14 protein-coding genes and 1 tRNA gene are annotated in these 15,732 nt (G+C 60.4%); 7 read left to right on the plus strand and 8 right to left on the minus strand.

Annotated features, from left to right (window positions below; all coding sequences use genetic code 11):
- The first annotated feature begins 29 nt into the window (after nt 1–29).
- A tRNA-Ala gene (locus tag ACJ8QF_RS09420) sits at nt 30–105 on the plus strand.
- A 118-nt stretch (nt 106–223) separates the two neighbouring features.
- Here the strand turns inward: ACJ8QF_RS09420 and ACJ8QF_RS09425 are convergent.
- Nucleotides 224–1,411, minus strand: coding sequence for a NupC/NupG family nucleoside CNT transporter (locus tag ACJ8QF_RS09425; RefSeq protein WP_004936373.1), 1,188 nt, complete (start codon nt 1,409–1,411; stop codon nt 224–226).
- Between the two features lie 377 nt (nt 1,412–1,788).
- Between ACJ8QF_RS09425 and ACJ8QF_RS09430 the strand changes: the two genes are divergently transcribed.
- Nucleotides 1,789–3,024 carry an Nramp family divalent metal transporter gene (locus ACJ8QF_RS09430; RefSeq protein WP_197798935.1) on the plus strand — a complete coding sequence of 412 codons (1,236 nt, stop codon included), beginning with the start codon at nt 1,789–1,791 and terminating at the stop codon, nt 3,022–3,024.
- A gap of 41 nt (nt 3,025–3,065) precedes the next feature.
- Here ACJ8QF_RS09430 and ACJ8QF_RS09435 read toward each other — a convergent pair whose 3' ends face one another.
- Entirely contained in the window at nt 3,066–3,476 is a 411-nt protein-coding gene (locus tag ACJ8QF_RS09435) for a DUF2502 domain-containing protein (protein ID WP_004936369.1), read from the minus strand.
- A gap of 222 nt (nt 3,477–3,698) precedes the next feature.
- The gene (gene mgrA / locus ACJ8QF_RS09440) at nt 3,699–4,688 is read right to left on the minus strand and encodes an L-glyceraldehyde 3-phosphate reductase (protein WP_049189262.1); all 990 of its coding nucleotides are present in this window, start codon (nt 4,686–4,688) and stop codon (nt 3,699–3,701) included.
- Between the two features lie 188 nt (nt 4,689–4,876).
- Between mgrA and ACJ8QF_RS09445 the strand changes: the two genes are divergently transcribed.
- The gene (locus ACJ8QF_RS09445; RefSeq protein WP_442537476.1) at nt 4,877–6,538 is read left to right on the plus strand and encodes an alpha-keto acid decarboxylase family protein; all 1,662 of its coding nucleotides are present in this window, start codon (nt 4,877–4,879) and stop codon (nt 6,536–6,538) included.
- Here the strand turns inward: ACJ8QF_RS09445 and ACJ8QF_RS09450 are convergent.
- On the minus strand, nt 6,535–7,404 hold the full coding sequence (locus tag ACJ8QF_RS09450) for a LysR family transcriptional regulator (protein WP_031300563.1): 870 nt from the start codon (nt 7,402–7,404) through the stop codon (nt 6,535–6,537). The two genes, ACJ8QF_RS09445 and ACJ8QF_RS09450, sit on opposite strands and share 4 nt — an antisense overlap.
- 99 nt (nt 7,405–7,503) lie before the next feature.
- On the opposite strand from ACJ8QF_RS09450, the gene ACJ8QF_RS09455 reads away from it, so the two are divergent.
- Together ACJ8QF_RS09455 and ACJ8QF_RS09460 are read left to right on the plus strand one after the other, a co-directional pair.
- Nucleotides 7,504–7,956 (plus strand): multidrug/biocide efflux PACE transporter, encoded by a 453-nt coding sequence (locus ACJ8QF_RS09455; protein WP_442537477.1) that lies wholly within the window; start codon nt 7,504–7,506, stop codon nt 7,954–7,956.
- Nucleotides 7,957–8,022: 66 nt separating this feature from the next.
- Nucleotides 8,023–8,715, plus strand: coding sequence for an aspartate/glutamate racemase family protein (locus ACJ8QF_RS09460; RefSeq protein WP_044030750.1), 693 nt, complete (start codon nt 8,023–8,025; stop codon nt 8,713–8,715).
- Here the strand turns inward: ACJ8QF_RS09460 and ACJ8QF_RS09465 are convergent.
- Nucleotides 8,712–9,959, minus strand: coding sequence for an ion channel protein (locus ACJ8QF_RS09465; RefSeq protein ID WP_306377601.1), 1,248 nt, complete (start codon nt 9,957–9,959; stop codon nt 8,712–8,714). The genes ACJ8QF_RS09460 and ACJ8QF_RS09465 overlap by 4 nt on opposite strands.
- A gap of 310 nt (nt 9,960–10,269) precedes the next feature.
- Between ACJ8QF_RS09465 and glk the strand changes: the two genes are divergently transcribed.
- Nucleotides 10,270–11,232: a glucokinase gene (gene glk / locus ACJ8QF_RS09470; RefSeq protein ID WP_197753410.1), complete on the plus strand. Its 963-nt coding sequence runs from the start codon at nt 10,270–10,272 to the stop codon at nt 11,230–11,232.
- Nucleotides 11,233–11,301: 69 nt separating this feature from the next.
- Here glk and ACJ8QF_RS09475 read toward each other — a convergent pair whose 3' ends face one another.
- Nucleotides 11,302–12,531: an L-lactate MFS transporter gene (locus ACJ8QF_RS09475; RefSeq protein WP_004936347.1), complete on the minus strand. Its 1,230-nt coding sequence runs from the start codon at nt 12,529–12,531 to the stop codon at nt 11,302–11,304.
- Between the two features lie 397 nt (nt 12,532–12,928).
- Here ACJ8QF_RS09475 and ACJ8QF_RS09480 point away from each other — a divergent pair, with 397 nt between their 5' ends.
- Complete coding sequence (locus tag ACJ8QF_RS09480; RefSeq protein WP_016926814.1) at nt 12,929–13,261, plus strand: DUF2502 domain-containing protein; 333 nt, start codon at nt 12,929–12,931, stop codon at nt 13,259–13,261.
- A 4-nt stretch (nt 13,262–13,265) separates the two neighbouring features.
- Here ACJ8QF_RS09480 and ACJ8QF_RS09485 read toward each other — a convergent pair whose 3' ends face one another.
- Both ACJ8QF_RS09485 and ACJ8QF_RS09490 read right to left on the minus strand, forming a co-directional pair.
- A complete protein-coding gene (locus ACJ8QF_RS09485) occupies nt 13,266–14,000 on the minus strand; it encodes a LytR/AlgR family response regulator transcription factor (RefSeq protein ID WP_004936341.1) in 735 nt (244 codons plus the stop codon).
- On the minus strand, nt 13,997–15,688 hold the full coding sequence (locus ACJ8QF_RS09490; RefSeq protein ID WP_033632451.1) for a sensor histidine kinase: 1,692 nt from the start codon (nt 15,686–15,688) through the stop codon (nt 13,997–13,999). The genes ACJ8QF_RS09485 and ACJ8QF_RS09490 overlap by 4 nt, the downstream gene beginning before the upstream one ends.
- Nucleotides 15,689–15,732 lie beyond the last annotated feature (44 nt).

Genomic DNA, 15,732 nt, shown 5'->3' on the forward strand with positions numbered 1-15,732 from the left:
TAACGCCGGTCAAAGCGTACCACTTTTGTGGGGCTATAGCTCAGCTGGGAGAGCGCTTGCATGGCATGCAAGAGGTCGACGGTTCGATCCCGTCTAGCTCCACCACCATTTAAAAAGCCGACCTTAGGGTCGGCTTTTTGCTTTGTGTCATTTAACCTTCGCCGAATGCCGGCCAATAAAAAAGGCGCCCGCAGGCGCCTTGTTATCGCAGTCGGTTCGAGGCTTAGCCCAGCACCAGACCCGCGATGGAAGCGGACAGGATGCTGACCAGCGTAGAGCCGTACACCAGCTTCAGGCCAAAGCGTGACACCACGTTGCCCTGGTGTTCGTTCAGGCCCTTAATCGCACCGGCCACGATGCCGATGGAAGAGAAGTTGGCGAAGGACACCAGGAACACCGACAGGATCCCCAGGCTGCGCGGCGACAGCTCGGCAGAGACTTTCTGCAGTTCCATCATGGCCACGAATTCGTTGGAAACCAGCTTGGTGGCCATGATGCTGCCAACCTGCAGGGCTTCGTGCTTAGGAATGCCCATGATCCAGGCGAACGGATAGAAGAAGTAACCGAGGATTTCCTGGAAGCTCAGGCCGAAAATGGCGCTGAACACACCGTTGAGCGCGGCGATCAGGGCGATGAAGCCAATCAGCATCGCGGCGACGATAATCGCTACTTTGAAGCCCGCCAGGATGTATTCACCCAGCATTTCAAAGAAGCTCTGGCCTTCGTGCAGGTTGCCGAGGTGCAGCTCTTCTTCTTTATTGGTGTCGTACGGGTTGACCAGCGACAGCACGATAAAGGTGCTGAACATGTTCAATACCAGCGCCGCCACCACGAATTTGGCGTCCAGCATGGTCATATAGGCGCCGACGATGGACATGGATACCGTAGACATCGCGGTCGCCGCCATGGTGTACATGCGCTTTTCCGACATCTTGCCCAGGATATCCTTGTAGGCGATGAAGTTTTCGGATTGCCCCAGGATCAGCGAGCTGACGGCGTTAAACGACTCCAGCTTGCCCATGCCGTTCACTTTCGACAGCACGGTGCCGATAATGCGGATGATGAACGGCAGCACCTTGATGTACTGCAGAATACCGATCAGCGCCGAAATGAAGACGATCGGGCACAGCACCTTCAGGAAGAAGAACGCCAGGCCTTTGTCGCCCATGCCGCCGAACACGAAATCAGTCCCTTGTCCCGCAAACCCGAGCAGTTTGTCAAACAGCGCGGCGAATCCTTTTACGAAGCCCAAACCCGCTTCCGAATGCAGGAAAAAGTAGGCCAGCAGTACTTCGATAACCAGTAGTTGAATAACATAGCGAATGCGGATGCTTTTACGATCGCGGCACACCAACAGGGCCAGGATCGCTACCACCACTATCGCCAACGCAAAGTGCGCAATATGGGACATGTTTGCTCCAAATTTGAGGCAGGCTGAATTTCGGCTGTCATTTTATGTAACGCTACGTTTAAAAACGAGACTTCTATTGCAAATATGGAAAATCATAGTGGGAGTTCTCCTAAAGTGTTGCGCAAAAGCATAAAAAATCAAGATGTTAAAGCAGCAATAGGAAATTCGTATTCTTGTGCTAACCTGTCTTTCAGGGGTATTGCAGCCAAAATCCCATCAGAAAAGCACGGAAATCGGCAAGCTCCGCGCTGAACCCTTCGATAAAACCGTTAATGTTGGCTATTACAGAGATAAGTTTTACCGCTCTAAATGCGCTTGATAATTATTATCATTTATATAGAGTGGAGATAAACGTAATTTCAGTAAGGGTTCAACATATGCTGAACAGTCGCGTGGTTGAAACCACCTCCGGTCGCTCCGCCAGAAAAATCAAACTCTCGCTCATGGGGCCCGCCTTCATCGCCGCTATCGGCTATATCGATCCCGGCAACTTCGCCACCAACATCCAGGCCGGCGCCTCATTCGGCTACAGCCTGCTGTGGGTGGTGGTTTGGGCCAACGTGATGGCGATGCTGATCCAGCTGTTGTCCGCCAAGCTGGGCATCGCCACCGGGAAAAATCTGGCCGAGCATATTCGCGATCGCTTTCCGCGGCCGGCGGTATGGGCCTATTGGGTACAGGCGGAGATCATCGCCATGGCGACCGATCTGGCTGAGTTTATCGGCGCGGCGATCGGCTTCAAGCTGCTGCTCGGTGTCTCTCTGTTGCAGGGCGCAGTGCTGACCGGCATCGCCACCTTTTTAATTCTGATGCTGCAAAAACGCGGGCAAAAGCCGCTGGAGCTGGTGATCGGCGGGCTATTGTTGTTCGTCGCCGCTGCTTACATCGTCGAGCTGGCGTTCTCCCAGCCGCAGTTGGCGCCGCTGCTGAAGGGGATGGCGCTGCCCGATTTGCCTAACGGCGATGCGGTATTCCTGGCTGCCGGGGTATTGGGCGCCACCATCATGCCGCACGTGATCTATCTGCATTCGTCGCTCACCCAAATCGGCGGCGAGCACGACAAGGCGGAACGCTATGCCGCCACCAAAGTCGACGTCGCCGTGGCTATGACCATCGCCGGTTTCGTTAATCTGGCGATGATGGCCACCGCCGCCGCCGCGTTTCATTTCAGCGGCCACAGCGGCATCGCCGATCTCGACGTGGCTTACCTGACGCTGCAACCGCTGCTCGGGCAAGCCGCCGCCACCGTGTTCGGCCTGAGCCTGGTGGCCGCCGGCCTCTCTTCTACCGTGGTGGGCACGCTGGCGGGGCAGGTGGTGATGCAGGGGTTCGTGCGTTTCCATATTCCGCTGTGGCTGCGGCGCGCGGTGACCATGCTGCCGTCGTTTATCGTCATCATGTTGGGGATGGATGCGACGCGCATTCTGGTGCTGAGCCAGGTGCTGCTCAGCTTCGGCATTGCGCTGGCGCTGGTGCCGCTGCTGGCTTTCACCGGCAATCGGGCGCTGATGGGGGAAATGGTCAACGGCCCGCTGGTGCAAAATCTGGGCAAGCTGATCGTACTGGTGGTGGTGGGATTGAACGGCTACCTGTTGATCGGCAGCGTGCTGTAAGCGAAAACAGTGCGGGCCGGCGTTGCGCCGGCCCGTCGTCGTTAATCGCGGTCGTCATCGCCGTGGCGGCGCCAGCGATCGCGGTCATGATCGTGATGGTGCTTTTTCTCTTTCTTCCAGTGGTGCTTATCGTAGTGTTTGTCGTATTTACGATAGCGTCCTTCATGATAGTAATAGTGTTTACGCCAGTAGTCGCCATCGCGCCAGCGATAGCCGTCCCAGTAGTAACCGCGACGGCTGCGGTCGCCGAGATAACGGCCCTGATGGCCTTGCCACCAGTCGCGATCCCGCCAATCGTAACCATCCCAATAGCGGCCGCGGTTATCCTGATCGCCGATGCGCAATGAAACGCCCGGCATCAGATCGATGCTGATCCCTTCGGCATGCGCCTGCTGTGCGGCGGGCAGTACCGTCGCCGCCAAAATGGCGGCCAAGAGCAGAGGTTTAAACATGGCTTCTCCTTCCCGCTTGCGCGGCCTGGCCGTTTGTCACTTTATGAAGCGCGTTCATCAGTTTAAAAGCGGCCTTATCGTTATTTTTGCTGCAATATCGGCATCATAGCGCCGGCGCATAGGGTTGAATCTGAGAGCCACTCTGAAAATGATGCAGGAGGTTAAGATTTGAGATTTTTCTGGAGTATCGCCGCTCGATTGAACGGCGGAATTTGTAAGCGATTACAATAAGATGTTCTCGATCTGCGCGAGCTCTTCTTCACTGAAGTGACGATTGGCCAGCATGCCCACCGCGTCTTCTATCTGCGCATTCTTGCTGGCGCCGATCAGCACTGAGGTCACGCGATCGCCGCGCAGCACCCAGGCCAGCGCCATCTGCGACAGCTTTTGCCCGCGTTGCCGCGCCAGCGCATCGAGGCGGCGCACCTTGTCCAGTCGCTCGGCGGTCAACTGCTCCGGCTGCAGGAAGCGGCTGCCGCTGGCGGCGCGGGAATCTTGCGGGATGCCGTGCAGGTAGCGATCGGTCAGCAGGCCACCCGCCAGCGGCGAGAAGGCGATAGATCCGACGCCATGTTCCTCCAGCGTATCCAGCAACGCCGTCTCCGGCCCGCGTTCCAACATCGAATACTTCGGTTGGTGGATCACGCACGGCGTGCCGAGCTGCTGCAGAATGGCGAAGGCCTGTCGCGCGCGCTCGGCCGGGTAGTTGGACAGGCCGACATACAGCGCTTTGCCCTGGCGTACCAGCAGATCCAGCGCCGCCATGGTTTCTTCCAGCGGCGTGTCCGGATCCGGCCGATGATGATAAAAGATATCCACATACTCCAACCCCATGCGCTTCAGGCTCTGATCGAGGCTGGCGACCAGGTACTTTTTCGAGCCCCAATCACCGTAGGGGCCGGGCCACATGGTGTAACCGGCTTTGGAGGAGACGATCAGCTCATCGCGCCAGGCCCGCAGATCGGCGTTGAGAATGCGGCCAAAGTTCTCCTCGGCGGCGCCGGGCGGCGGGCCGTAGTTATTGGCCAGATCGAAATGGGTAATGCCGCGATCGAAGGCGCAGCGGATCAGGCCGCGGGCGTTATCGTACAAAGTGGCGTCGCCGAAGTTGTGCCACAGGCCGAGTGAGACGGCGGGCAGCTTCAGCCCGCTGCGGCCACAGCGCCGGTATTCCATATCTTGATAACGCGAGGGGGAGGCTGGGTAAGACATAGTTATCCTTGTCGGCGAGAGGTGAAGTGCTTTGAGTGTATACGTTTCCACACCGCGTTGCCGCGGGAGCGATCACGACGCCGGCATGTAACGCCAGGTTGCCGTTCGATGCCGGGATGATTGTTCGAAATTTGAACGGCATCTTCGATAATTAAGATAATCGCTTCAGCTGCAGACAGGTGATGATCATGACTCAGACCTATACGGTGGCCGATTATCTGCTCGATCGTCTGGCCCAAATCGGCATCCGTCATTTCTTCGGCGTGCCGGGGGATTACAACCTGCAATTTCTCGATCACGTCCTCGCGCATCCGCAAATCACCTGGGTAGGCTGCGCCAACGAGTTGAACGCCGCCTATGCGGCTGACGGCTATGCGCGCTGCAAACCGGCGGCCGCGCTGCTTACCACCTTCGGCGTGGGGGAGCTGAGCGCGTTGAACGGGGTGGCCGGCAGCTACGCCGAATACCTGCCGGTGATCCACGTGGTCGGCACGCCGGCGCAGCGCGCCCAGCGCGCCGGTGATTTGCTGCATCATTCGCTGGGGGATGGCGACTTCACTCATTTCGCCCGGATCGCCAAAGAGGTGACCGTCGCGCAGGCCGACCTGACCGCCGACAACGCCGCGCTGGAGATAGACCGCCTGATCGGCGTCGCCTTGCTGGAGCATCGCCCGGTTTACCTGATGTTGCCCAGCGACGTCGCGCAGGCGCCGCTGCCGAGTAAACCGGCGCCGCTGATGCTGCGCCAGGCCAAACTGTCGCAGAGCGCATTGCAGGCGTTTATCGCCGCGGCGCGTGAAAAGCTGCTGTCGGCACGGCGGGTGTCGCTGCTGGCGGACTTCCTGGCCGATCGCTTCGGCGCCGAAGCGGCGCTGGACGAGTGGCTGCAGGAGGTCGATATGCCGCACGCGACGCTGTTGCTCGGCAAGGGCCTGCTGGACGAGAATCGCGCCGGTTTCGTTGGTACCTACTGCGGCGGCGCCAGCGATCCGGCGGTGAAACAATTGATCGAAAACGCTGATGTGGTGATCAACGTCGGCGTACGCTTGACCGACACCATTACCGCGGGATTCACGCATCATCTGCCGGTGGAAAAATGCATCGATATTCAACCGTTCGAAGCCTGGGTCGGGCGGCAGCGCTTTAGCCGCATTCCGATGCGCGAGGCGGTGCAGGCATTGCACCGCCTGAGCCTGTCGCTGGCGTCGCATTGGCCGTTGCCGCCGATCGTCCGCCCGGCGCTGCCGGAAGGCGATGGGGAAGGGCTGGATCAGCACGCCTTCTGGCGGCAAGTACAGGATTTCCTGCGGCCGGGGGATATCGTGCTGGCCGATCAGGGCACCGCCTGTTTCGGCGCGGCGGCGCTGACGTTGCCGCGTGGCTGCCGCCTGATCGTGCAGTCGCTCTGGGGATCGATCGGCTATACCCTGCCGGCGACGTTCGGCGTGCAGACCGCCGAACCGCAGCGCCGGGCAGTATTGCTGATCGGCGACGGCGCCGCGCAGTTAACCGTGCAGGAACTGGGATCGATGCTGCGCGACGGGCTTAAACCGGTGATCTTCGTGTTGAACAATCAGGGGTATACCGTTGAGCGCGCGATCCACGGGCCTGAGCAAAGTTATAACGACATCGCGCGCTGGAACTGGACGCAGTTGCCGATGGCGTTGGCCGGTGATCGGCCGGTGAAGGCGTTGCGGGTCAGCGATCCGGACGGATTGCGTCAGGCGCTGCGCGAGGTAGCGGACGACGAGCGGCTGGCCTTCATCGAAGTGATGCTGCCGAAGATGGACATTCCGGAACTCCTCGATACCGTCTCTCGCGCCATTCAGGCGCGCAACGCCGCCGCTTAAGGCAGGGTGTCGCCCAGCAGGCGCTCCAGCATCCAGAACCCCGCCGGGCCCGGCGGGGTCAGTTTGGACCAGACCGCATCCACCGAAATCAGTTTGGGCCAGCCGCGCGGCCGCAGTTGGGTGAGTCTGTCGTGGCCGTATTGCTGCACCAGCCAGTGCGGCAACACCGCCCAACCGAATCCCTGTTCCGCCATCTCCAGCAGCAGCAGATAGCTGGGTGCCGACCAGACCAGGCCACCCTGTCTGGCCGCCTCGGCGCCGGTGTAGGTGTTCAGGATCAACTGGCGGGTGCTGGACAATTGCTCCGGCGTCGGCGCAGCGACCTGCGCCAGCGGATGCTGATGGGCGACGAACAGCCCCATTTCGGTCTGCTCAGGCAGCCGGGAGAAGGCGATATCCGGCGGATAACTTTTTTGCACTTCCACCATGCCCAAATGCGCGCGGCCGCTTTGCAGCAGATCGATAACGTCGCCTTCCTCAGCGATCATCCATTCCAGCTCAATCTCCGGGTAGCGCTGTTCGAACAGTTGCATCAACCGATCGTGATGCTTGGGCTGGTAGGTATCGGAAAACACCATGCTCAGGCGCGGTTCAACCTCGCCCGCCAACTGAATGCTCAGGGCGTCGAGGCGTTCGCTGGCGGCCAGGATCGCCTGCACATGTCCCAGCACTTTGCGGCCGGCAGCGGTGAGCACCGGCTGGCGCGCGCCGCGATCGAACAGGGTCAGCGCCAGGTCCGCCTCCAGATTGGCGATGGCGGTGCTGATGGTGGATTGGCTTTTGCGCAGTTTGCGCGCGGCGGCGGAAAACGAGCCGAGGGCGGCGGCTTCGACAAACGCGTGCAACGCTTCCGGGGAATAGTGCATGATCTATCTACTTTATAGATGGAACCTATTTTTAATCTACCCAAAAAAGCGATGATAATCACCTGGCTTTCGCAACAACTGTTGAAAAAAAGGTGATGTATGCAACTGCAAAACAAGTCTCTCATTGAACGTATCGTCCACGCCGTCGGTTTCGAGGCCATCGCCGTGATGGTTTGCGCCCCGCTGGGCGCGTGGCTGCTGAACCGTTCAATGGTGCAGGTCGGTGCATTGGCGGTAATGCTCTCCACCGTCGCGATGCTGTGGAACATGGTTTACAACACGGTGTTCGACCGCCTGTGGCCGGTCAGCCGGGTGGTGCGTAACCTGAAGGTGCGTGCGCTGCACGCCGTCGGCTTTGAAGCCGGTTTTATCCTGATCGGCGTGCCGATCGCCGCCTGGATGCTGAGCATCTCCTGGACGCAGGCGTTTATGCTGGAAATCGGTTTCTTCCTGTTCTTCCTGCCGTACACCATGGCCTATAACTGGCTGTACGACATGCTGCGTCAGCGCTGGTTCGAGGTGCGCCAGCCGATCAATTCCGGCGCCAAATAAGGCGTCGTCAGACCGACGATTCTCAGGTAAGGTCAGAGGATCGTCGGAAATGCTGAGGAACGAAGGATGAAAGTGTTGGGCTTGCTGGGCGGCATGAGCTGGGAATCCACCATTCCGTATTACCGCACCATCAACGAGCAGGTAAAGGCGCGCCTTGGCGGGCTGCATTCGGCCAAAATCGTGCTCTACAGCGTCGATTTCCAGGAGATTGAGCGCTTGCAGCACCAGGGCGATTGGGACGGCGCCGGCCGGCTGTTGGCCGCCGCCGCGGTGGCTTTGCGCGCCGCCGGCGCCGAAGCTATCGTGATCTGCACCAACACCATGCACAAGGTGGCGGAGGCGGTCGAGCAGGCCAGCGGCCTGCCGCTGATTCACATCGCCGATGCCACGGCGCTGCAGGTGCGGGAAAAAAATATTCGCCGCGTCGGGCTGCTGGGCACGCGCTTTACCATGGAGCAGACCTTCTACCGCGGCCGCCTGCAGGAATTGCACGGCATCGACGTGGTGACGCCGGTCAGTGCCGATCGCGACATCGTACACCGCATCATCTATGACGAGCTGTGCCTCGGTAAAATTCGCGACGCCTCGCGCGACGAGTATCGCCGGATTATCAGCGATCTGGAACAGCAGGGGGCGCAGGGGATTATTTTCGGCTGCACCGAAATAGGCTTGCTGGTGAGCGAGCGGGATGCGTCGGTGCCGGTGTTCGACACCACTGCAATCCACGCCCGCGCCGCCGCGGCGTTCGCGCTGGCCTAATCGTCGCGCGGCGGTTGCCGGCGGTTTACCAGCATCAGCGGTTTGCCCGCCAGCGCCAGCCAGGCGGGCAGCATCACGATGCACAACACCGGCAGCAGGTGCAGATCCGGCACCACCGCCACCGCCATAAACAGGCTCAGCCAGCCGTCGCGCGTCACCACCAGCACCAGCCCCATGATGGCGCAGGAGACGGTGATCGCCGCCGGCACCGCCGGAACATGCTGATGCAGCATCAGGCCCAGCGCCGCGCCGACGAACACCGCCGGGAAGATGCGCCCGCCGCGAAAACCGCAGGCGGCGGCGATCACCAGCGCCGCCAGCTTGGTCAGGGTAATGGTCAACAGCGCCGGCACCGAATAGCTGTCGTCCACCGCCAGGCGTTTCATCTCATCCAGCCCCTTGAACAGGGTAATCTCTCCGCCCAACAGCGCCAGCAGCCCCAGCACAAAGCCGCCCAGCCCTAACATCAACACCGGATTCTTCATTGAATGGAACAGGCGGTGAACGTGCGGGAAACACCACAGCGCCACCATGCCGAGCGCGATGGCGATCAGCGCCACGATGGCGCCGCTGAAAATGTCCGGCAGCCGCGTCACGTCGTAGGCATCGAGCTGCAGGGCGAAATTGGGCACGAAGAACATCTGCGTGGTGACCGCGCCGGCGGCGGCAGCCACCAGCGGGGCGAACAGACGATCCCACAGCGGCGTTTCGTTATTGCCGGCCAGGGTTTGCGAGAAGATCAGCGCGGCGGCGACCGGTGTGCCGAACATTGCGCCGATAGTGCCTGCCGCCGCCAGGATGATCCAGTCCATGTGCGGCACCTTCGGCAGCAGGCGCGCGCCGGCCGCCGCCACCAGTGCGATGTTGATGGCGGTGATCGGGTTCTCCGGCCCCAGACTGACGCCGCCGGCCAGGCCGACGATCAGCGCCAACCCCAACCCCGGCAGGGCGGAGAGCGGCAGCGGCATGCCGATCAGCGATTCCGTCGCCGGATCCGGCCCGGCGTGACCCGGCATATAACGCACGATCAGGCCGACCGCCACGCCGGTCAGCGTCAGCATCGCAACCGGCCACCAGGGCGACTGGGCGTCCAGGCTCAGCGCATCGGGCAGCGTCACCCACAGTAATTGCTGCAATGCGGCGGCAATTTTCATCACCAACAGCAGCACCAGACTGGAAACGGAACCGATAATCAGCGCAGGCAAAGCAAAGGCCAACATGGCATTGGCGCGCGGATGCAGCATGAATAATCCCTTGTCGATGCCTCCCTGCGGGGCAGGGAGAGCGGGTGGTTGGGCAGTGGCCACAGCTTGCCAGACTATCGGCGCGCAGGCACGCATTGATATTGCCCGGCGGCGATGACGGTTAACAGTCGCCGGGGGGCGTTTTTTGCCGCAATTTGTTTCAAATCGCGGCATAGCGGACAAGCTGAAACGTTTTTTGTGATCCGGATCGCTATTGAGGTGCAGATCCGAGGCGGGTGATTGTTGTTTTCGCAGCAGGATTTTACAGTGTGGGCAGCGTTTTATTTTTCATTTTGCGGAGACGAAATCAATGACCTATGCCCTCGTGGGTGATGTTGGCGGCACCAATGCCCGCCTGGCGTTGTGCACTGTTGCGACGGGTGAGATTACCCAGGCGAAAACCTATTCCGGCCTGGAGTTCGACAGCCTGGAGGCGGTGATCCGCCAATACCTGAAAGAGTGCGAGATCGAGGTGCAGGACGCCTGCATCGCGATCGCCTGCCCGGTGACGGAAGACTGGGTGGCGATGACCAATCACAGCTGGGCGTTCTCGATCAAAGAAATGCAGGCCAGTCTGGGGCTGAGTCACCTGGAAGTGATCAACGATTTCACCGCCGTCTCGATGGCGATCCCGATGCTCTCGCCGGACGACGTGCTGCAGTTTGGCGGCGGCGATGCGCAGCCGGGCAAACCGATCGCGGTGTACGGCGCTGGCACCGGGCTGGGCGTCGCCCACCTGGTGCACGTCGATCGCCGCTGGGTCAGCCTGCCGGGCGAGGGCGGCCATGTTGATTTCGCGCCGAACAGCGAAGAAGAAGACATTATTCTGGAGGTGCTGCGCGGTGAAGTGGGGCACGTTTCCGCCGAGCGCGTGCTGTCCGGGCCGGGCCTGGTCAATCTGTATCGCGCCATCGTCAAGGCGGACAACCGCCTGCCGGAGAAACTGGAGCCGAAGGACATCACCGAGCGGGCGCTGGCCGACAGCTGTATCGACTGCCGCCGTGCGCTGTCGCTGTTTTGCGTGATCATGGGGCGCTTCGGCGGCAACCTGGCGCTGAATCTGGGCACCTTTGGCGGCGTGTACATCGCCGGCGGCATCGTGCCGCGCTTTATGGAATTCTTCAAGGCCTCGGGCTTCCGTGCCGCCTTCGAAGACAAAGGGCGTTTCCGTGACTATGTGCGAGACATTCCGGTGTTCATGATAACCCATGGCCAACCGGGCCTGTTGGGGGCCGGCGCGCATCTGCGCCAGACGCTGGGCATGCGGCTGTAAGCCGCGCGGCAGGGCAATAAAAAAGGGGCGCAACCCACAGGTTGCGCCCCTTGTCGTTTTCGCGGGGTATCAGGCTTTGGCCAGCTCCGCCGCCTGTGCGGTTTCTTCGCTTTCCATTTCCACCGCTTTCGGCGCTTTGATGAACAGTGTAATCAGCAAAGAAGCGGCGGACAGGACGCCAATCACCATGAAGGTGGCGTGGAAGCCGCCGAAGTATTTGGCGACGAACGAACCGGCCAGCGCGCCCAGGCCGAAGCCCTGATAGATGATGCCGTAGTTCTTGCTGTGGTTCTTCAGGCCGAAGAAGTCGCCGACAATCGCCGGGAACACGGTGATGTTGCCGCCGAAGCAGAAGGCCACCGCGCCGACGCAGATGAAGAACAGCGTGTGGTTCAGGGTCATGAAGCTCAGGGCGACAATCGCCAGCACGGTAACCAGCATGGTGAAGCTGATGACGCGCATACGGCCCACTTTATCGGACAGCGTCCCCAGGATGATGCGGCCGGCGGTGTTGAAGATGGCGACGGCGGACACGGTGTTGGCGGCGGTGGCCAAATCCATCCCGGCCAGCTGAACGCCCATGTCTTTCACGATGCCAATCAGGTATAGGCCGCTCATGCAGGCGGCGAAGAAGATGGTGAACAGCAGGTAAGCTTCTTTGGTGGCCAGCATCTGGCGCACGCTGAAGTCGTTGCCCAGACCGTTGGCGCCTGGCTGTGCGGCGCTGGTCGCCAGCACCGGCTCTTTCAGCAACAGGGAGCCGACGACGATCAGGCCCATCACGATGGCACCCCAGTAGAAGAAGGCGCCTGAAACGCCGACGTCGGCGATCAGGGCGGCGTTGACGTATTTGAACAGCAAGCTGCCGCTGCCGAAGGCGCCGACGGAGATGCCGGAAATCAGGCCTTTGTTGGCCGGGAACCACTTAATCAGGTTGGACAGGGTGGAGATGTAGGCGATACCGACCGCAAAGCCCACCACCACGCCGGCCAGCAGGTAGATCATGTCGAGCGAGCTGACATGGGCGCTGGCGATCAGGCCCAGGCCGACCAGGATGCCGGAACACAGCGTCAGGTTGCGGATGCCGAAGCGCTCTTGCAGCTTGCCGGCGAACAGCGTGGCGAAGGCCAGGAAGAAGCTGGTGATGGAGAAGGTGGTGGCGACGTCCGCCAGTCCCCAGTGGAACTTGTCGACCAGCGGCTGGTTGAACAGGCTCCAGGTGTAGATGGTGCCCAGACCCATCTGACAGATGATAGTGCCGAGAACGATTAAGCTGCGATTTGCCGGTTTGGTGTTCATGGCCGGTCTCCTTCCTGTGTGTGCGTTGCCGGGCGTGAGCCGCTGGCTGAAATTTGCGGGGTGAATCAGCGTTCCCGCGGTATGGGCTTATTATATGGCCGGCGCCCCCGGCGGGCGGCGGATCGGGAATGAGTTGCACGATGGAAGGAATGAAATGCATTTTATACGGCGTGAGTTGCCGTTTTTACGCCGAAAAGCGCGTGAAATGCCGGGAGTAACACGTGATCTACATCAAAGATATCAACGATTTATTATTAATCGCCGGTGAACGATTGTGGTGAAATTGTGAAGGATGCGTCTGCAAGGCGTAAATCGGCATTGCGCCTATAGAGCGGCGGCGAGCGCGGGACTATGTTATCTGCGATCGGACGAGGTCCGCTCTGCAGGAGTCCATGAAATGAAAAAAACGCTGTTGTTACTGGCCGCGCTGCTGGCGCTGCCGCTGGCGAGCCAGGCCGACGTGTCCATCGGCGTGAACGTGCCGGGCCTGTCGTTGCATATCGGCGATCGCGATCATCGCGGCCACTACTGGGACGGCTATCGCTGGCGCGATCCGCGTTGGTGGGCCGATCATCACCGGTATGAACGCCCGCGCGGGTACTATTACGGCCCGCCGCCCCGGGTGATTTACTACGGGCCGCCGCGGCGCGACTGGCGAGATCGGCCGCATTACCGCATGCCGCCACCGCCGCCGCCCGGCTATTACTACCGTCCGGGCCCGCGCTGGTAAGCGCTTACAGGCGCATCAGCTTGCGAAATTCTTTCACCTTGCTGCGGCTGACCGGCACTTCAAACTCAAGGTCGCTCAGCCGCAGAATGTAGGTATTGTTGAACCAGGGCACGATCTCGCGGATCTTGGCCAGGTTAACGCAGTAAGAGCGGTGGCAGCGGAAGAAATGCTCTTCCGGCAGCCGGCCGTAAAACTCGGTGAGGTTCATCGGCATCACGAATTCTTCCCGGCGAGTATAGACCCGCGTCACCTTTTCATCGGCGGCGGCGTAATAGATGTCGTTGATGTCGGTAACGATGATCCGCTCGTCTTTGATCAGGTTGATGCTGTGGCTGCCGCGGCTCGGCGCGCTGGTCGGTTCCGCCGCGCCGGCGGGGCGATGGTGCAGCGCCTCCAGTTTTTGCAACATGGTGACGATGCGCGCTTCGTGATAGGGCTTGAGGATATAGTCGAACGCCTCGATCTCGAAGGCTTCCACCGCGTGTTCTTTATAGGCGGTGATGAATACGATCGACGGCCGATGGGCGAACTTGCTGATGTTTTGCGCCAGCAGCACGCCGTCCAGCGACGGGATGTTGATGTCGAGGAAAATGGCGTCGACCTGGTGGGTTTGCAGGTATTTCAGAACGTCGAGGCCATCCTCGAAGGTAGCGACGATATCGATATTGCTGTGTTTCTTGATCAGGTAGCTGAGTTCTTCCTGCGCGAGGAATTCGTCTTCCACGATGATGGCTTTCATGAGGCCTCCCCGACCGGCGGCGCGCTCGGTTCCTGATGCAGCTTGCCGCCGTTTTTGCTGATGTAGAATGCGATTTCGGTGCCCGGCTCCAGGCGGCGGATATGCAACCCTTCACCGTACAGCAGCGACACGCGGTGATGCACGTTGAGCAGGCCGATATTGTGGCCCGGCATCTCGTTGCGCGCCACCCGGTCGATGGTTTCCTGGTTGATGCCGTGGCCGGTATCCTTCACCGAAATTTTCACCCGATCGCCCTGATCTTTCACCGCGATCACCACCACCCCTTTACCCTTGCAGGGCTGGATGCCGTGCACGATGGCGTTCTCCACCAGCGGCTGGATCAGCAGACTCGGAATGCGCACCGAGACGTCGTCGTCGATGTCGTAAATCACCGTCAGCTTGGCGCCGAAGCGCGCCTGTTCGATGGCGATATAGTCCTGAATCTGATGCAGTTCCTTACGGATATCGATCAGTTCGTCGTTCAGCTCCAGGTTGTAGCGCAGGTAGCGCGACAGGTTAATGATCAGCTGGCGCGCGGTGTCCGGATTCAGGCGGATGGAGGAAGAGATGGCGTTCAGCGCGTTGAACAGGAAGTGCGGGTTAATCTTGCTCTGCAGCGCGCGCATTTCGGCTTTATCCGCCATCTGGCGCAGATGCTCGATGCGCGAAACCTCCATCTGCGTGGAGATGATCTGCGACAGCCCGACCGCCATCACCTTCAGCGTGTTGGTGATCTGGTGAGCGTGGCAGTAGTAAATTTTCAGCGCGCCGGTCACTTCGCCCTTTTCCCACAGCGGCACCACCAGCTGCGAATGGATCTGCGGCGCGGCCGGGTTTTCCAGGTTGTTTTTGATGATGATTTTGCCGTGGCGAATGCTTTCGCGGGTAACGCGGCTCAGCCCTTCGCGGCCGATCGGGTAGGCTTCGCGCCCCACGCCAACGTAAGCCAGCACCTGATGGGTATCGGTGATCGCCACCGCGTCGGCGCGGATGTCCTGGCGAATGATATCGCAAATGGTGGCCAGCGATTCGCTGTTGATGTTGCGAAAATAGGGCAGCGTCTTGTGGGCGATATCCAGCGCCAGCTTGGCCTGGCGTGCGGCGATCACCTCTTTTTCATCTTCGACGCTCTGCACCAGCAGCACGATCAGGCCGATGCACACCGTGCCGAGGATCATCGGCAGCGCGATCTGCGACACGATGTCGAGCCCAAGCTCGGTCGGCTTGGCCCACAGCACGATCAATAGCATGGTGAGAGATTCGCACAGCATGCCGCCGACGATGCCGGCGCGCCAGCGCTGCTCTTTTCTCACCTTGAGGTTGATGTAGCCGGCGCTGATGCCGGCGATGATGCTGGTGATGAGGCAGGGCACCGAGGTGATGCCGCCGATGTCGATCAGATAGCGGTGCACCCCGGCGATGATGCCGGTGACGATCCCCACCCAGGGGCCGAACAGAATGCCGCCGGCCATGATGGCGATGACGCGCACGTTGACCAGCGATCCCTCAACGTTGATGCCGGAGTAGGTGCTGAACAGCGCGAACAGCGAGAAGATCGCCGTGACGATGCCGAGCTCGAGCGGCGTATGGTCTTCTTTTTGCAGCAGTTGGCGGAACAGCCGGGTGCGGGTCAGAAAAAACAGACAGATCAACATCAGCGCGGCGCGATCAAACACCGCCAACAGCATTTCAAAAAAAGGGTGCACGACGGGTTCTCGCTGCGGCCTACGGA

The sequence above is a fragment of the Serratia sp. CY81684 genome, assembly GCF_052166595.1.
Taxonomy (GTDB): Bacteria; Pseudomonadota; Gammaproteobacteria; order Enterobacterales; family Enterobacteriaceae; genus Serratia; species Serratia nematodiphila.

Excerpts from the sequence above, each read along its gene's own strand:
- ACJ8QF_RS09425 (WP_004936373.1), bottom strand. The coding sequence starts at position 1,411 with ATGTCCCATATTGCGCACTTTGCGTTGGCGATAGTGGTGGTAGCGATC.
- ACJ8QF_RS09430 (WP_197798935.1), top strand. The coding sequence starts at position 1,789 with ATGCTGAACAGTCGCGTGGTTGAAACCACCTCCGGTCGCTCCGCCAGA.
- ACJ8QF_RS09435 (WP_004936369.1), bottom strand. The coding sequence starts at position 3,476 with ATGTTTAAACCTCTGCTCTTGGCCGCCATTTTGGCGGCGACGGTACTG.
- mgrA (WP_049189262.1), bottom strand. The coding sequence starts at position 4,688 with ATGTCTTACCCAGCCTCCCCCTCGCGTTATCAAGATATGGAATACCGG.
- ACJ8QF_RS09445 (WP_442537476.1), top strand. The coding sequence starts at position 4,877 with ATGACTCAGACCTATACGGTGGCCGATTATCTGCTCGATCGTCTGGCC.
- ACJ8QF_RS09450 (WP_031300563.1), bottom strand. The coding sequence starts at position 7,404 with ATGCACTATTCCCCGGAAGCGTTGCACGCGTTTGTCGAAGCCGCCGCC.
- ACJ8QF_RS09455 (WP_442537477.1), top strand. The coding sequence starts at position 7,504 with ATGCAACTGCAAAACAAGTCTCTCATTGAACGTATCGTCCACGCCGTC.
- ACJ8QF_RS09460 (WP_044030750.1), top strand. The coding sequence starts at position 8,023 with ATGAAAGTGTTGGGCTTGCTGGGCGGCATGAGCTGGGAATCCACCATT.
- ACJ8QF_RS09465 (WP_306377601.1), bottom strand. The coding sequence starts at position 9,959 with ATGCTGCATCCGCGCGCCAATGCCATGTTGGCCTTTGCTTTGCCTGCG.
- glk (WP_197753410.1), top strand. The coding sequence starts at position 10,270 with ATGACCTATGCCCTCGTGGGTGATGTTGGCGGCACCAATGCCCGCCTG.
- ACJ8QF_RS09475 (WP_004936347.1), bottom strand. The coding sequence starts at position 12,531 with ATGAACACCAAACCGGCAAATCGCAGCTTAATCGTTCTCGGCACTATC.
- ACJ8QF_RS09480 (WP_016926814.1), top strand. The coding sequence starts at position 12,929 with ATGAAAAAAACGCTGTTGTTACTGGCCGCGCTGCTGGCGCTGCCGCTG.
- ACJ8QF_RS09485 (WP_004936341.1), bottom strand. The coding sequence starts at position 14,000 with ATGAAAGCCATCATCGTGGAAGACGAATTCCTCGCGCAGGAAGAACTC.
- ACJ8QF_RS09490 (WP_033632451.1), bottom strand. The coding sequence starts at position 15,688 with ATGCTGTTGGCGGTGTTTGATCGCGCCGCGCTGATGTTGATCTGTCTG.